The organism is Pedococcus bigeumensis (assembly GCF_039531795.1).
Lineage (GTDB): Bacteria > Actinomycetota > Actinomycetes > Actinomycetales > Dermatophilaceae > Pedococcus > Pedococcus bigeumensis.
Map to the genome: position 1 here is coordinate 970,339 of NZ_BAAAQS010000001.1, position 15,103 is coordinate 985,441.

Annotated in this window: 14 protein-coding genes and 1 riboswitch; of the genes, 8 read left to right on the forward strand and 6 right to left on the reverse strand. The window is 71.4% G+C overall.

Annotated features, from left to right (window positions below):
* Window positions 1-16: 16 nt before the first annotated feature.
* Entirely contained in the window at window positions 17-661 is a 645-nt protein-coding gene (locus ABD262_RS04700; RefSeq protein WP_344131899.1) for a TetR-like C-terminal domain-containing protein, read from the reverse strand.
* A 380-nt stretch (window positions 662-1,041) separates the two neighbouring features.
* On the opposite strand from ABD262_RS04700, the gene ABD262_RS04705 reads away from it, so the two are divergent.
* Window positions 1,042-1,977, forward strand: a complete 936-nt coding sequence (locus tag ABD262_RS04705; RefSeq protein ID WP_344131902.1) for a PAC2 family protein — start codon at window positions 1,042-1,044, stop codon at window positions 1,975-1,977.
* Window positions 1,978-2,077: 100 nt separating this feature from the next.
* On the opposite strand, the gene ABD262_RS04710 is transcribed toward ABD262_RS04705, so the two are convergent.
* Both ABD262_RS04710 and ABD262_RS04715 read right to left on the reverse strand, forming a co-directional pair.
* Window positions 2,078-2,878, reverse strand: a complete 801-nt coding sequence (locus tag ABD262_RS04710) for a DUF1206 domain-containing protein (RefSeq protein WP_344131905.1) — start codon at window positions 2,876-2,878, stop codon at window positions 2,078-2,080.
* Window positions 2,879-2,935: 57 nt separating this feature from the next.
* Window positions 2,936-4,660: a DNA polymerase gene (locus tag ABD262_RS04715; RefSeq protein WP_344131908.1), complete on the reverse strand. Its 1,725-nt coding sequence runs from the start codon at window positions 4,658-4,660 to the stop codon at window positions 2,936-2,938.
* A gap of 158 nt (window positions 4,661-4,818) precedes the next feature.
* Between ABD262_RS04715 and ABD262_RS04720 the strand changes: the two genes are divergently transcribed.
* Window positions 4,819-6,402, forward strand: a complete 1,584-nt coding sequence (locus ABD262_RS04720; RefSeq protein WP_344131911.1) for a S8 family peptidase — start codon at window positions 4,819-4,821, stop codon at window positions 6,400-6,402.
* A 132-nt stretch (window positions 6,403-6,534) separates the two neighbouring features.
* On the opposite strand, the gene ABD262_RS04725 is transcribed toward ABD262_RS04720, so the two are convergent.
* Together ABD262_RS04725 and ABD262_RS04730 are read right to left on the reverse strand one after the other, a co-directional pair.
* Complete coding sequence (locus ABD262_RS04725; protein WP_344131914.1) at window positions 6,535-7,008, reverse strand: SufE family protein; 474 nt, start codon at window positions 7,006-7,008, stop codon at window positions 6,535-6,537.
* A gap of 7 nt (window positions 7,009-7,015) precedes the next feature.
* The gene (locus tag ABD262_RS04730) at window positions 7,016-7,948 is read right to left on the reverse strand and encodes a sulfurtransferase (protein ID WP_344131917.1); all 933 of its coding nucleotides are present in this window, start codon (window positions 7,946-7,948) and stop codon (window positions 7,016-7,018) included.
* 123 nt (window positions 7,949-8,071) lie between these two features.
* Between ABD262_RS04730 and ABD262_RS04735 the strand changes: the two genes are divergently transcribed.
* The 6 genes from ABD262_RS04735 to ABD262_RS04760 all read left to right on the forward strand — a co-directional run bounded on the left by ABD262_RS04735 (window position 8,072) and on the right by ABD262_RS04760 (window position 14,357).
* Window positions 8,072-8,788 (forward strand): EcsC family protein, encoded by a 717-nt coding sequence (locus ABD262_RS04735; protein WP_344131920.1) that lies wholly within the window; start codon window positions 8,072-8,074, stop codon window positions 8,786-8,788.
* A gap of 93 nt (window positions 8,789-8,881) precedes the next feature.
* Window positions 8,882-9,262, forward strand: coding sequence for a YkvA family protein (locus ABD262_RS04740; protein WP_344131923.1), 381 nt, complete (start codon window positions 8,882-8,884; stop codon window positions 9,260-9,262).
* A 167-nt stretch (window positions 9,263-9,429) separates the two neighbouring features.
* On the forward strand, window positions 9,430-10,563 hold the full coding sequence (locus ABD262_RS04745) for a DUF4192 domain-containing protein (protein ID WP_344131926.1): 1,134 nt from the start codon (window positions 9,430-9,432) through the stop codon (window positions 10,561-10,563).
* 88 nt (window positions 10,564-10,651) lie between these two features.
* Window positions 10,652-10,762: riboswitch (SAM riboswitch) on the forward strand.
* 17 nt (window positions 10,763-10,779) lie between these two features.
* Window positions 10,780-11,916, forward strand: coding sequence for a homoserine O-acetyltransferase MetX (gene metX, locus ABD262_RS04750; RefSeq protein ID WP_344131929.1), 1,137 nt, complete (start codon window positions 10,780-10,782; stop codon window positions 11,914-11,916).
* Window positions 11,917-12,044: 128 nt separating this feature from the next.
* Complete coding sequence (locus ABD262_RS04755; RefSeq protein WP_344131932.1) at window positions 12,045-12,446, forward strand: universal stress protein; 402 nt, start codon at window positions 12,045-12,047, stop codon at window positions 12,444-12,446.
* 261 nt (window positions 12,447-12,707) lie between these two features.
* Complete coding sequence (locus ABD262_RS04760; protein WP_425564795.1) at window positions 12,708-14,357, forward strand: RNA polymerase sigma factor; 1,650 nt, start codon at window positions 12,708-12,710, stop codon at window positions 14,355-14,357.
* Between the two features lie 135 nt (window positions 14,358-14,492).
* Here ABD262_RS04760 and ABD262_RS04765 read toward each other — a convergent pair whose 3' ends face one another.
* A complete protein-coding gene (locus ABD262_RS04765; protein WP_344131935.1) occupies window positions 14,493-14,864 on the reverse strand; it encodes a hypothetical protein in 372 nt (123 codons plus the stop codon).
* Between the last annotated feature and the right edge of the window lie 239 nt (window positions 14,865-15,103).

Consider the following 15,103-nt stretch of genomic DNA (forward strand, 5'->3'; position numbering starts at 1 on the left):
GGTGGTGCGAGGTGGGTCAGTCGCGCCGCAACGTCGCGGCGCAGGCGGGGAGGACGACGCTGTCCACCAGGGCGATGAGACGGTCCTGTGACGGGTGGGTGCCCGTCAGCATCGCCTCGTGGATCGTGATCGCCGGCAGCAGTCGTGCCAGCAGCTCCAGATCGGCGTCCTTGCCGATCTCCCCGCGCTGCTGAGCGGCACGGAAGGTCTTGAGGGTGACCGCCAGCTTGGGGGCCATCAGGCGGGTCATGATGGCTTCGCGCAGCTCGGGCTCGCGGTGCAGCGAGCCGAGCAGCGCGGCGAAGACCTGCAGCGGCAGGTCCTCCCCGATGCCACCCTTGGCGCAGGCCTGGGAGATGAGGTCTCCGCGGAGCGACCCGGTATCGGGATAGCGGTCCGCCTCCACCCCGATCATCAGCTGCAGCGCGTCGACGACAAGGTCGACCTTGCCGGGCCAGCGGCGGTAGAGGGTGGCCTTCGACGCCTTGGCGGCACTGGCCACCGCGTCGAAGTTGAGCCGGTCGTAACCGACGTCCGCCAGCGTGACGAGGGCTGCCTCGAGGATCTCCCGCTCGCGGTCACCCTCGACGCGGGGACGGGTGCGCGCCGGCTCGGGCGCCTCCTGCGTCTCCGGTGCGGTGGTGGTGCTGGTGGGGGTCACGGGCTGCTTCCTCTGCTTGGTGGTCCGACGATGGCCCGGGGGTGTCGGGCCCGGCTTCGATGGTGCGGTCCGGTGGTGGTCCGGTGATGGTCCGGTCTGGTCCGGGATGGAACGAAACTGTTTCGTTTCATCGAACCGTACGTCCGCCACGCCCATTCCGCCAAGGCCGCAAGTGTGACCGGCGTCACATTGGCATGGTTCGCGAAACTCCCGATGGTGGTGGAGGTGCAGGACGGAATCCCCTGCCATGCTGAAGCGTTGGCACTGTGGACCGGGTCGCACCCAGTGGCCCGCTCACCCACAGATCGTCGAACAGATGGATCCCCGGGTGGGGACCGAACCGTGACCCAGCCTCGCTGGGACCGACCGCTGGAGTAGCCGTGTTGAACCCGTCCGAGCTCTACCACTTCGAGACCGACACCGACCCGCAGGAGCTGCGGGCGTCGGTCCTGCTCGTCGCGCTGGGCGGGTTCATGGACGCCGGCCACACGCAGCGACTCCTCACCGACCACCTGCTGGCCACCAGCGAGTCCACCGTCGTCGCGTCCTTCGACACCGACCAGATGGTCGACTACCGCAGCCGCCGCCCCGCCATGGTGTTCGACTCCAACCGCTGGCTCAGCTACGACGACCCGTGCCTCGCGCTGCACCGGCTGGTCGACCGCGACGGCACCCCCTTCCTGCTGCTGACCGGCCCGGAGCCCGACTTCCAGTGGGAGCGGATGACCGAGGCGGTCCGTCAGCTGGTCGTGCTGCTGGGGGTCAACCTCGTCGTCAGTGCCCACGGCATCCCCATGGCAGTCCCGCACACCCGGCCGATCGGGCTCACCTCCCACGCCACGGACCCGCGACTGATCCCGTTGCAGGACAACCCGTTCGGTCGAGTCGAGGTGCCCGCCAGCCTCTCCTCGCTGCTCGAGCTGCGGCTGGGGGAGTCGGGTCATGACGCCCTCGGGTTCGCCGTGCACGTGCCCCACTACCTCGCCCAGGCGGAGTTCGCCGACGGCGCCGTCACCGCCCTGAACGCCATCACCGCAGCCACCGGCCTGAACCTCCCGATCGACGACCTGATCGCGCAGGCGGGTCTCAACCGTGCCGAGATCGCCCGCGAGATCGAGGGGTCCGACGAGGTCTCCCAGGTGATCGCGGCGCTGGAGCGCCAGTACGACACCTTCAGCGAGGGCCGTCAGAAGCCGAGCCTGCTGGCCACCGACGTCAGCGAGCTGCCGTCAGCCGACGAGATCGGGGCCGAGTTCGAGCAGTTCCTGCGCGACGTGGCGGACGACGACGCGGCCGGCGAGGGCAACCCCAGCTGAGTCGCCGGCGTCCGGGCCCGCAGCAGCCGGCGCTCAGACACACCGAAGGCCCTGGTCCGCACCAGTGCGGATCAGGGCCTTCGTGCGGCCTTCGCCGTGGTCAGACCTTCGCGTGCTTGGCGCGGGCGAAGCTGTAGAGGCCGAAGGCGGCGAAGCCGACCGCCATCACGACCAGGAGCGTGGTGCCGAAGGGCTCGTCCCGCAGTGACTTCAGTGCGCCGTCGAGCCCGCTGGCCTCCTTGGCCTGCTTGTGCACGCCCGCGGCGGCGAAGAGGAACCCGACGATGACCAGGGCGATGCCCTTGGCGATGTAGCCGACCTGGCCGGCGCGGGTGGCCCAGGTGCCGGGGTGGTCCTGGAGGTCCTGGAGAAACTTCTTCTTGGCGCCCTTGTAGACGTGGTAGAGCCCGATCCCGATGACGACCAGGCCGACGACCACGACGACGGCGCGACCGCCGGGCTTGTCGAGGAGCTTGGCGGTGAAGTCGACGCTCTGGCTCCGGCTGTTGCTGGACTTGCCCCGGGCGAAGTTGAAGGCCGACCACGCGAGGGCGAGGTAGACGATCGCCTTGCCGACGGCCTTGGCCCGGCCGCCCCAGGCGTCCTTGTCGTCACCCGGGTGTCCGACGATGGCATCGGCGACCTGCCAGAGCGCCAGGCCGAGGAAGCCGATCACGCCGACCCACAGGGCGGCCTTGCCGGCGCCGTTGCCGGCGAGGGACGCGAGGGCACCGCTCTGGTCGGCGTTCTTGCCGCTGCCGCCGAAGGCGACCTGCAGCGTGATCCACCCGATGAGCAGGTGCAACAGCCCGCTGACGGCGTATCCCACGCGGGCGACGGCCTCGAGGGCCGGGTGGTCGGCCGCCTGGGAGGCGGCCTGCTTGACGTCCTGGTGATCCATGCCCCCACCTAACCATGCGTCACCGCAGGTCAGGGGTTTGTCGGCGAAGGATCGCGGTTACTCTTTCGCCTCGGACCAGCGGTGGACCACCGAGGCGTCGGCCACGAACCGCACCCGGGTCGAGCCCGTCCACCGCCGCGCGCTGTCGGTGAGCGCCAGCTCGAGCCTGCGGCGGGTCTCCTCGGCGTTCTCCTGGGGCACGTGCACCAGCAGCTCGTCGTGGAGGCAGAGCACGATCTGGGCGCCGAGGTCACGCGTGGTCGCCCGCACCGTCGCGGCCCAGGCCTTGAACAGCTCGGCCGCCGAGCCCTGGATGACGGCGTTGCGGGCGAACCTTCCCCGGGCCGCGTCGTAGGCACCGACCGCCTCGACGGGCACGTCGGCGAGGACGGAGTCGAGCCGGATCAGGCGGCCCCCGAAGGTGCGCAGCGGCTCGCGCCGCAGCCCGGCGGCATACGCGGCGTCGAGGTAGCCCATGGCGACGGGGTAGGTGCGTTCGAGGTCCTTGAGGGCCTCGCCGGCCGCCCCGCTGCGCTGGCCGTACATGGCCGCCAGGACGGCGACCTTGGCCACCGGACGGTCCACCTTGAGCGCGGCGGCGACCGGTGCGTAGAGGTCGTCGGCGAGGGTGGCGGCGGCGAACGCCTCGTCGCCGGAGACCGCGGCCAGCACCCGCGGCTCGATCTGGCCCAGGTCGGCTCGCACGAAGACGTGACCGGGGTGGGCTGCCACCGCCGGTCGTAGGGACGTGGGCAGGTTGTGCAGGCCGTTCTGGGCGGTCATCCGCCCCGCGGCGCCGTCGCACGCGGTCCAGCCGCCGCGGAGCCGGTCATCGGCGCCGACGTGGGCGTCGAGCCACGGGTAGCCGTAGGTGGTGGCGATGCGCTCGGCCTTGCGCCACTCCAGGAGGGCGTCGACCACGGGGTGGGTGTCGCGGAACGGCTCGAGGACCCACTTGCGGGTGTTGGGGACGACGACACCGACCGAGGCGAGGAGCTCCTTGACCTGCAACGGGTTTCGCAGGTCGGTGGTCTCGCGGCCGGGCGTGTGAGCGAGGACCGCGCGGTCGCGTGCGGCCCGGATGCGGCGGGCGTCGGCCTCGTCCCGGGGTCGGGCTCCGGCGGCCTCGCCGATCATCCGCTCGGCGGTGGCGCGGTCGACCGGCAGGCCGTCGCGGGCGAGCTCGAGGCACAGGTATGCCGCGGCCGACTCCGAGTGGGCTGCCGCCACGGCTCGCGGTCCGACCTCGACCAGGGCCGCCTCCTGCGCGCGGGCGCAGTCGAGGGCGGCCCGCCCCCAGGCCACCAGCGTGTCGTCGTCGGGGCGCCAGCTCGCGGTGCCCGCGTCGGGGTCGAGGTAGCCGTCGGCCCGGACCACCCGGCTCGACCCCGGGGCGTCCGGCGCGTGCTCGGTGGGGTGGGCGGCGCTGAAGTCGAAGAGGTCTCCGCGGGTCGCCTCGGGCAGGCCCGCGGGCGCCAGCCCCTGGACCACGGCCCAGGCCGCCTGCGGATGCGCCTCCCAGCCGCCGACGAGGAGGCGGTGCGCCTCGGCGACGTCATAGCACCGCGCCAGCGGGAGGCCGGCGGCCGCCAGGGGCACGGCGTCGGCGGCTGCCGACCACCAGACCCAGCGGGTCGTGCCGTCGCCCTCGAGCTCTGCGGCGCGGGCGACGAGCTGGTCCAGCGGCCCGACGGCCTCGATCGCCGCCTGCTCGTCGACCTCCTCGCCGACGAGGGCGGCGCGACCGTCCGCTGAGGTGACGAACGCGACGAGGGCAGGCATGGCGCGCTCATCCTCGCACCCTCCACCGACGCTGCAGCAGACCCGTGCCGCGGCCACGCTCCATACCCACTCCTTACCCAGAATGGGGCACAGTGCTGAGAACTGGACATTTCCCATCGGAAGCCCCAGGAACTCCATTCCCACCCAGGAGGAAACCCATGCACCACCGTTCCCCGCACGGACGTGGCGTCGCCCTCGTGGCGGCCGGCGGCCTGTTCGCCGCGTCGCTGCTCGCCGCAGGCAGTGCCACGGCGTCACCCGCCGACGACTCGGACGCGAGCGGCTCGTCCGCGACCACCAGCACGACGAGCAGCACGACGACCGGCACGGCGCAGGACGCCTCGACGCCGGTGCCCGTCGTGACGCCCGACGGCTACCTCATGAGCTACGTCGTCAACGCCAAGGTGGCCAACCCCGGCCAGACCCGCCTCGTCGAGCGCGCGGTCGTGGCGGCCGGTGGGGTCGTCGTCCAGTCGTGGCCCCAGATCGGCGTCGTCGTCGCCCACTCCGACCGCGCAGCCTTCCGTCCCGACGTTCTCCGCCTCGGCGGCAACGCCGTGAGCTCGGTGGGCGCCTCGCGGACCGCGGCCGTGAGCGAAGGCACCCCGGCCGACCTGTCCCCCTCGTGGGGCAAGGGCGCCTCGGGCTACCAGAAGGGACACTCCAAGCCGGCCAACGGTGACCTCTCCGACGCGCTGACGGGTGCCGCAGCCCCGGCCGCCGACCCCCGCGAGGCCGAGCAGTGGGACATGGTCCAGATCAAGGCCGACCAGGCCCACAAGATCACCGATGGTGACCGCTCGGTCGTCGTCGGCGTGCTCGACAGCGGCATCGACCCCGACCACCCCGACCTGGCCGACAACATCGACGTCGCCGACTCGGTGAGCTGTGTGGGCGCGGGTCGTCCCGACCAGAGCCCGGGCGCGTGGTACCCGACCACGTCCGACCACGGCACCCACGTGGCCGGCACGATCGGCGCCGCCCGCAACGGCACCGGCATCGTCGGGGTCGCCCCGAACGTGCGGATGGCCGCGGTGAAGGTCGTCAACGACGACGGGTTCATCTACCCGGAGTACGCGATCTGCGGCTTCATCTGGGCCGGCGAGCGCAAGATGGACGTGACCAACAACAGCTACTACATCGACCCGATGGAGTACTGGTGCGGTGACCAGCCCGACCAGGCCGCGGTCCGCACCGCCGTCGAGCGCGCCGTGGCGTGGTCGACCAAGCAGGGTGTGGTGCACGCCGCCGCAGCCGGCAACTCCGCGAAGGACCTGGCCAACAAGACGACCGACAGCGCCAGCCCGAACGACACCAAGCCGATCACCCGGAAGATCAACAACGACTGCCTGGACATCCCGACCGAGCTCCCCGGGGTGGTCACGGTCTCCGCGACCAACCGCAGCCAGCAGCTCGCGTCGTTCAGCAACCGCGGCCTGGGCGTCATCGACGTCGCGGCACCCGGTCGCACCATCCTGTCGACGGTCGTGGCCAGCAACGGCTACGGCACCAAGAGCGGCACCTCGATGGCGTCGCCGCACGTCGCGGGGGTGCTCGCCCTGATGAAGTCGGTCCATCCCGACTGGACCCCGGCGCAGATGATCGCCAAGCTGCGGGCGCAGGCCGACGACCGGGCCTGCTCTGCTCCCGAGGGCGGCACCAGCATCCCCTGCACCGGGCCGGCGACGGACAACAGCTACTACGGCGAGGGCATCGTCGACGCCCTCGACGCCGTCAGCTAGGCACGACGCCTCACCGGACGAACGGCGGCTTCACCCCGGAACCGTTCCGGGGTGGAGCCGCCCTCTGTCGGGTCACCCGACAAGGTGGGACGGGACGACGACGCTGGGACACCGGAAGGGTTGCGCGTGGTGCTAGGACTGGGTCTTCAGCGCAACCTGGCGCTTGATCCGGCTGAGCATCCCGACCATGCCGCGCAGCCGCAGCGGGGAGACCGCCTCGCCCAGTGAGAAGCGGTAGGGCGCGTCCTCGGGCACTGCGAGCACCTCGTGGACGGTGAGCCCGTCGAGGCCCTCGTGCAGGATGCCCGCGAACCCCCGCGTGGTCGGCGCCTCCTGCGGGGCGGAGAAGAACAGGTGGACGGGGCGGTCTCCCGGCGCGTCGGCCGGCTCGTCCCCGACCTCCACGGCGAGGAAGATCGGCGACTGGCACTCGTGCACCTGTTCCATCTCACCCAGCCGACCGGCATACCGCGCCGGCAGCTCGGGCAGACCCTCACTGAACTCCAGCAGCAGCTCCAACCGTTGGGGTGCAAGGAGATCGGCGAAGTCGTCGGCGATCTCCTGGAGCGCGGGCGGCAGCTCCGCGCGGGTCGTGTCCTGGCTCATCGGCGTCTCACTTCTCCACGGGTACGCGGACCGCGTTGCCCCACTCGGTCCACGACCCGTCGTAGTTGCGCACCGTGTCGAAGCCCAGCAGGTGGGTCAGCACGAACCAGGTGTGCGCCGAGCGCTCACCGATGCGGCAGTACGCGATCGTCGGCTCGGCCGGCGACAGGCCCTGCTCGGTGAGGTAGATGGCCTCGAGGTCGGCACGGGACTTGAACGTGCCGTCCTCGTTGGCGGCGCGGGCCCACGGCACCGACTTCGCGCCGGGGATGTGGCCGCCCCGCATGGCGCCCTCCTGTGGGTAGTCCGGCATGTGCAGGAGCTCGCCGGAGTACTCGCCGGGGGAGCGGACGTCGACCAGCGGCCCGCCGAGGTGGGCCAGCACGTCGTCCTTGAACGCGCGGATCGGTGCGTCGTCACGCTCGACGACCGGGTATGCCGCGTCGCCGGCCAGCGGCGCCACCTGCGGCACGTCCTTGGTCAGCTCGCGACCCTCGGCCACCCACTTGGCGCGACCGCCGTCGAGCAGCCGCACGTCCTCGTGGCCGAACAGGCTCATCACCCACAGGGCGTAGGCGGCCCACCAGTTGTTCTTGTCGCCGTAGATGACCACGGTCGTGTCGCGCCCCACCCCACGAGCCGACATGACGGAGGCGAACTGCTCGGCGTCGACGTAGTCGCGTATGACCGGGTCGTTGAGGTCCTGGTGCCAGTCGAGCTTGAGCGCCCCCGGGATGTGGCCGGTGTCGTAGAGCAGCACGTCCTCGTCGGACTCGAGGACGACGATCCCGTCGGGGCCGCCGACCCGCCCTGCGGCCACCTGCTCCGCCAGCCACTCGGTGCTCACGAGCCGTTCGGGGTGGGCGTAGGCGGAGAAGCCGGACGGGTCGGGGGAGGAGAGGGTGGACCGGTCGGTGGACGAGGCAGCTGACTCAGGCATGTCCCAAGGCTAAACCTGCTGGTCACCGGGCCTCGTGGCAGGATGGCGAGCACAGCTGTCCGGGCAGGTCACGAGGCTTGTCCGAGCTACGACAGGTCGCTGGACGACGGCAGGGAGAGTTGCGTGGGGTTCCTCGGGTTGGGCAAGGACGAGGCGGAGGTCGCGCCGACCTCGGCGCTCGAGCAGGCCAAGGCCGGGCGGGAGGACTCCGGGATGTTCGCCGGCGCCGTCACCGGACTCATCGAGAGCCTCCTCGACGTGGGGATCGACGGCAAGGGCCCGTTCGACTCCGCCCAGAAGGTCGCCGACGTCAAGCGCGCCGAGAAGCCGGAGGCGGAGGAGGCGGTCGACGCCGTCGTGCGGGGCCACCTCAAGCTCGCCGCAGCGGGTGGGTTCGTCACGGGCCTGGGTGGCTTCATCACGCTGCCTGTGGCGCTGCCGGCCAACGTCGTCGAGTTCTACATCGTGGCGACCCGCATGGTCGCGTCCATCGCGTCGTTGCGCGGCTACGACATCAAGCAGCCGGAGATCCGCTCGGCCGTGCTCTTGACGCTGGTCGGGGCCGACGCCGACGACCTGCTCAAGAAGGCCGGGGTGACCTCGACCGGACGCCTCGCCAACCTCGCGGCCCAGCGGCTGCCGGGGCCGGCGATGATGGTCGTCAACAAGGCGGTCGGCTTCCGGCTCCTGTCGACCGCGGGCAAGAAGACGCTGACGAGGTTCGGCAAGGGCGTGCCGGTCATCGGTGGTGTCATCGGGGCCGGGCTCGACGGGTTCCTGCTCAAGAAGATCGCCGACCACGCCCGGCACGAGTTCCCGCGCAAGGCGACCGGGATCTGACGTGGTCGCGGTGCTGCGGGGGAATCAGGACGGGCGCTGGGTCGTTTGCACCGTGTCCGGGCCATCTGGCGTCCGGGAGCAAGGAGACTGTCCATGCCCATGAACCGATTCGGTGCCCTGCGCACCATCGCCACCGCCGTGCGCACCGCCGCCCGTCCCGGGTCGCCGGGCATCGGGGAGCGCCTGACGAGCCTGCCCAGGCTGTTCGCGGCCACCTTCCGCGGGGAGTATGCCGGGACCAGCCGCGGGCGGCTGCTCATGGTGATCGGGGCGGTCGCCTACGTCGTCTCCCCGATCGACCTCATCCCCGAGCTGGCCCTGTCGGTGTTCGGCCTGGCCGACGACGCGGTGGTCGTGTCGTGGATCGCCGCGACCGTGGTCAACGAGACCGAGTCGTTCCTCGCCTGGGAGCGGCTGCACCCGCGCACCGGCGGGGCTGCCCGCGAGACCGTCCAGGGCGACGTCCTGCGGTAGACGGGTCGGAGCTCCTCGGCTCCCGAGAGCGTGGAAGGGCGGTACGGCGCGGATACGGCGCCGTACCGCCCTTCGCTGTCACCAGGGGTGGGTCGCCGGCCGACCGAGTCCACAGGTCCCGGTTCGCCGGGTGTCGTGGGCTCGTCCTGCCGGGAAGCGTGGCGGCCATGAACTCCATCAGGCTGCGCAGCCCCGGCGACGTCGTCGCCGTATTGCCCTACCAGCTCGGCTACCACCCCGACGACTCGCTGGTCGTGGTCTCGCTGCGCGACCGCGCGGTGGTCCTCGTCGAGCGGGTCGACCTGCCGACCGCAGCGGAGGCCGACGAGGCGACGCGGGTGCTCGTCCCACCCCTGTTGCGCGAGGAGCCCGACGCGGTCCTGCTCGTCGCCTACGAGGGGCGCAGGGGAGCGGCGCGGCCGGGACTCGACGCCATCCGCGGCCACCTGCTCCGGGCCGGGGTGGAGGTGCTCGACCGGATCGTGGTGCGTGACGGCCGGTGGTTCGCCGTCGACTGCGTCGCCGGGTGCTGCCCGACCGCGGGGTCGCCGATCCCCGCGCCGGCAGACACGCCCGCGGTGGCGGAGTTCGTCGGGCTCGGTGTCTCGCCGCTGCCCGGTCGGGGTGCGCTCGCGGCCCTCGTCGCCGCAGACCCCGAGCGGTCGGAGTCCGTAGGGACGGCGCTGGCTGAGCGCGCGGGCCGCAGTGCGGCCCCCGGGAAGGTGCCGCATCGGTTCGAGGCCCTGTCCGCCTGGGCGGTCGCGTTGGGGCTCAGGGGCGCTGGAGACGACGACGAGGGCGCGGTGGAGGCGCTGCGTCCCGACCAGGTCGCGCTGCTCGTCGACAGCCTTCGCGACCTCGAGCTCCGGGACGCCTTGGTGGCCTGGCTGTGTCCGGGGTCCCTGCCCGAGGACTGCCTGTCGCCGGACGTGGTCGACGCGATCCACACCTGCCTGCCCCGCAGTGACGAGGACACGCCGGCCCGGAGGCGACACCTGGTCCGGCTGCAGCACCTGGTCAGGGCTGTCCCCGACGAGCACGCCGCGGCCCCACTCACGGTGCTGGCCAACCTCGCGTGGTGGCTCGGCGATGGCGCGCTCGCGAGGACCTGCCTGGAGCGTGCGCTGGGCGCCTCGCCCGGCTACCGGCTGGCCCGCCTGCTGGAGCAGATGCTCGACCTGGGGGTTCGCCCCGGCGGAGGCGCCCAGCAGGAGGACAGCCTTGCTGCCCGCCCTGACGACGCCCGCCCTGACGACGCCCGCCCTGACGACGCCCGCCCTGACGACGCCCGGGCGGGGTGAACCGCCCGGAGGTGGTGCACGACCGCGCGTTCGTCCACGCAGCGGACGCGAGGGACAGCGGGCAGAGCGGCTCGTATGATGAGCGGCAGGTTATGAGTCCCAGCGCCAAGCCCCGGCTTGCTGGGCGGCAACCCTCCTCGCGGTGGGGTGCCCCGGGTGAAGACCCGGCCGACCCTCACCTGGGCGGCAAGCGCGAGCGCCACAGGAGCAGTTTCGATGACCACGACCTCCCCACCACGGGCGACTTCCGGGGCCTGGCGGGACGGCGACCCGGTCGGGCGACGCCAGTTCGTCGACCTCGGCGCCATCGAGCTGGAGCGCGGCGGCGTGCTGCCCGCAGTCCGGGTGGCCTACGAGACCTGGGGTGAGCTGAACGCCGCCCGCGACAACGCCGTCCTCGTGGAGCACGCGCTCACCGGTGACAGCCACGTCGACGGGCCGACCGGTCCTGGTCACCCGACACCCGGCTGGTGGGACGGACTCGTCGGGCCCGGCAAGCCGCTCGACTCCGACCGCTACTTCGTCGTGGCCGCCAACGTCCTGGGTGGCTGCCAGGGCAGCACCGGGCCGTCGAGCCCGGCCCCGGACGGCACGCCCTGGGGCAGCCGGTTCCCCTTCATCACGGTGCGCGACCAGGTGCAGACCGAGGCCCTGCTGGCCGACGCCCTGGGGGTCGACCGCTGGCACACCGTCCTCGGCGGGTCGATGGGTGGCATGCGCGCCCTGGAGTGGGCCGTCACGCACCCCGAGCGGGTCGGGACCGCGATCGTGCTGGCCAGCACGGCATACGCGACGGCGGAGCAGATCGGCTGGTGCCAGGCACAGCTACTGGCGATCCGGGCCGACGCCCACTTCCACGGCGGTGACTACTACGAGCGCCTCACCGGACCCGACACGGGGCTCGGGATCGCCCGCCGCATCGCCCACGTCACCTACCGCAGCGAGCTCGAGCTGCACGAGCGCTTCGGGCGCCAGCCGCAGCAGTCCGAGGACCCCTTGGGCGGACGTGGCCGGTATGCCGTGGAGTCCTACCTCGACCACCACGCCGGCAAGCTGGCCGGGCGGTTCGACGCGAACTCCTACGTCGTCCTCACCGAGGCGATGAACTCGCACGACGTCGGTCGCGGGCGCGGGGGAGTGGCTGCCGCGCTCGAGCGGGTGACCGCAGACCTCGTGGTGGTGGCCGTCGACTCCGACCGCCTGTACCCCCCGAGGCTGTCGCAGGAGATCGCCGGCGCCGTCCCGGGCGCGGCGCTCCACACGGTGCGCTCCGACTACGGCCACGACGGCTTCCTCATCGAGATCGAGCAAGTCGGCGCGATCGTGGCGAAGGTGCTCGCCACGTCAACCTGACCGGGGGATTTCCGGTACGGTCGGCCCAGCGGCTGCGGCCGCGTGGGCACCATGGCCGGAGCAACGAGGCTCCGGTCGACACCGCCCCGGCCGTCCCTGGGCCGATGAACAGACCGTAGGAGGTCCCCGTGGCCATCGTTGTTGGATATGTCCCGACGAAGGAAGGGCGCGCGGCCCTGCGTCGTGCTGCTGACGAGTCCCTGCTTCGCAAGTCGAAGCTCATCGTCATCAACTCCCAGCGTGGCGGGCGAGACTTCGACGGCGAGGAGGCCAGCCGCTTCGAGAGCGAGCTCCGGCGCATCCAGGGCGAGCTCGACCACGAGGGCATCGAGCACGAGGTGCGCCAGCTGGTGCGCGGCAACGAGCCCGCCGAGGACCTCATCGCGGTGGCCGAGGAGGAGCACGCCGACTTCATCGTCATCGGGCTCCGTCGGCGCACCCCGGTCGGCAAGCTGATCCTGGGCTCGAACGCCCAGCGCATCCTGCTCGACGCCTCCTGCCCGGTGCTGGCCGTCAAGGCCGAGGCCTGACCGAGGGTCGGACCAAGCCCCCGATCGACGTGCCTGGCCCGCCGGCCACCGCTGTCGCCGCGAACGATCGGCGTGCTCCTGTGCCACCGATGCGGGATCTGGGGACTTCTCGTTTTACAATGTCATCAACGAGGTCTCGACGGGTCAGCCCGAGCGGTCTCCGCAATACTTCCACTCCCGCTGTTGTTGTCACAGACATCCCCTCAAAGCATGGCTGTGATGACGTGCGCCGTGCCGCGAGTCCGCGACGAAAGGTAGTCCGTGTCGCCTGTGTCCAAGAAGGCTGCGAGCCCCGCACCGTCTCTCCCCCAGGAGTTCTCCCACCCCGCGCTGCAGAAGCTGCTCAAGCAGGGCCGTACCAACGGCTCCGTCGACAGTGCGCAGCTGCGTGACGCCCTCGAGGGGGCCGAGATCGCGCCGAAGAGGATGAAGGCTGTGCTGCGTTCGCTGGACGAGCAGGGGATCCACGTGACCCTCGACTCCGCCACCGCCTCGCGTGCGGTGGCTGCGACCAGCACCCGCAAGAAGACGGCCACGGCGCCGGCCAGGAAGGCCGCTACGAAGACCGCTGCCGCGACCAAGACCGCGAGCAAGGTCGCGGTCGACGCCACAGCCGAGGAGAAGGCCCCCGCCAAGGCGACTGCCGCCAAGTCGGCCGCCAAGGCCGCGAAGGCTGCCCCCGCCAAGGCGACCACGACGAAGAAGGCCGCTGCCGCCGCCGCGGGCGAGTCCGCACCGGCAGCCAAGAAGACTGCTGCCAAGACGGCGACCAAGACCGCGACCAAGGCGGCAGCCAAGGGCGCCGACGAGCCCGCCGAGGCTGACGCGGACGAGGTCGTGGAGGCCGAGCCCACCGACGTGGTCGAGTCCGAGCTCGAGGAGGTCGTGGTCGAGGACGAGGCCGACGACGACAAGAAGGACGAGGAGTCCGAGGGTGCGGGCTTCGTCCTGCGCGACGACGACGAGGACGACGCGCCGGTCCAGCAGGTCGTCACCGCGGGCGCCACCGCCGACCCGGTCAAGGACTACCTCAAGCAGATCGGCAAGGTGGCCCTCCTCAACGCCGAGCAGGAGGTCGAGCTCGCCAAGCGCATCGAGGCCGGCCTGTTCGCCGAGGAGCGACTCAACTCGGGCGACAAGATCGAGATGAAGCTCAAGCGCGAGCTCTGGTGGATCGCCCAGGACGGCAAGAAGGCCAAGAACCACCTGCTCGAGGCCAACCTGCGGCTCGTGGTCTCGCTGGCCAAGCGCTACACCGGTCGCGGCATGCTCTTCCTCGACCTGATCCAGGAGGGCAACCTCGGACTGATCCGTGCGGTGGAGAAGTTCGACTACACCAAGGGCTACAAGTTCTCGACCTACGCGACGTGGTGGATCCGCCAGGCGATCACCCGCGCGATGGCCGACCAGGCCCGCACCATCCGCATCCCGGTGCACATGGTCGAGGTCATCAACAAGCTGGCCCGCGTGCAGCGCCAGATGCTCCAGGACCTCGGGCGCGAGCCCACCCCGGAGGAGCTCGCCAAGGAGCTCGACATGACCCCCGAGAAGGTCGTCGAGGTCCAGAAGTACGGTCGCGAGCCCATCTCCCTGCACACGCCCTTGGGCGAGGACGGCGACAGCGAGTTCGGCGACCTCATCGAGGACTCCGAGGCCGTCGTGCCTGCCGACGCAGTCAGCTTCACGCTGTTGCAGGAGCAGCTCCACTCGGTGCTCGACACGCTCTCCGAGCGTGAGGCCGGCGTGGTCTCGATGCGGTTCGGCCTCACCGACGGCCAGCCGAAGACCCTCGACGAGATCGGCAAGGTCTACGGCGTGACCCGCGAGCGGATCCGCCAGATCGAGTCCAAGACGATGAGCAAGCTGCGTCACCCCAGCCGTAGCCAGGTCCTGCGCGACTACCTGGACTGACGGCGCGAGCCAGCCGGTCAGGCTGGCCTCGGGTCACTGCACGCGACGAAGGCCCCGACCCAGGTCGGGGCCTTCGTCGTCCGTCAGTGAGGAGCCAGTGGGGAACGCGCTCGAGGCGGTCGGCTGTCGTTCGGCCTACCGCCTGACCAGCACGGTGCGCGAGGTCTCGGCCACGGACGTCCCGATGGCCTCGTCGAAGATGATGGCGTGGACGTCGGCGCGGCCGACGAGGAACGGTCCACCACTGACGTCCGAGGACGAGAACGTGGCCTGCGTGAGGTGTCGCCGTCCGTCGCACTCGACCCGGAAGCCGGACAGGAGGGCGATGACGCCCTGCTCGACGTTGGCGAAACCCTCCATCATGTGCTCGGTGGGCGCGCACCGGACCACCATCGACACGGTCAAGGTCGCGCCGTCGCCGGTCACGGTCGCCACCGGACGGATGCTGACCTCCGGCTGGACCGAAGCGGGTGCCGCAACGGCGCTGGAGCCGAGCAGGGACGTCATCAGCAGAGCCAGCTGGGCGGCCAGCGCAGGGAGGACCAGCCACCGTCGACCGAGTCCTCGACCAGGTCCTCGACCAGGTCCTCGACCAGGTCCTCGACCAGGTCCTCGACCAGGTCCTCGACCAGGTCCTCGGGGGAGCGTGGGGTGGCCGATGGTGCGGCGCATACCGTCAGGTCCGGTGGGCTGGAACATGGTCGATCTCCGCTCAGGTGAGGGCTCTGGAGCTCGCCACGATCCGC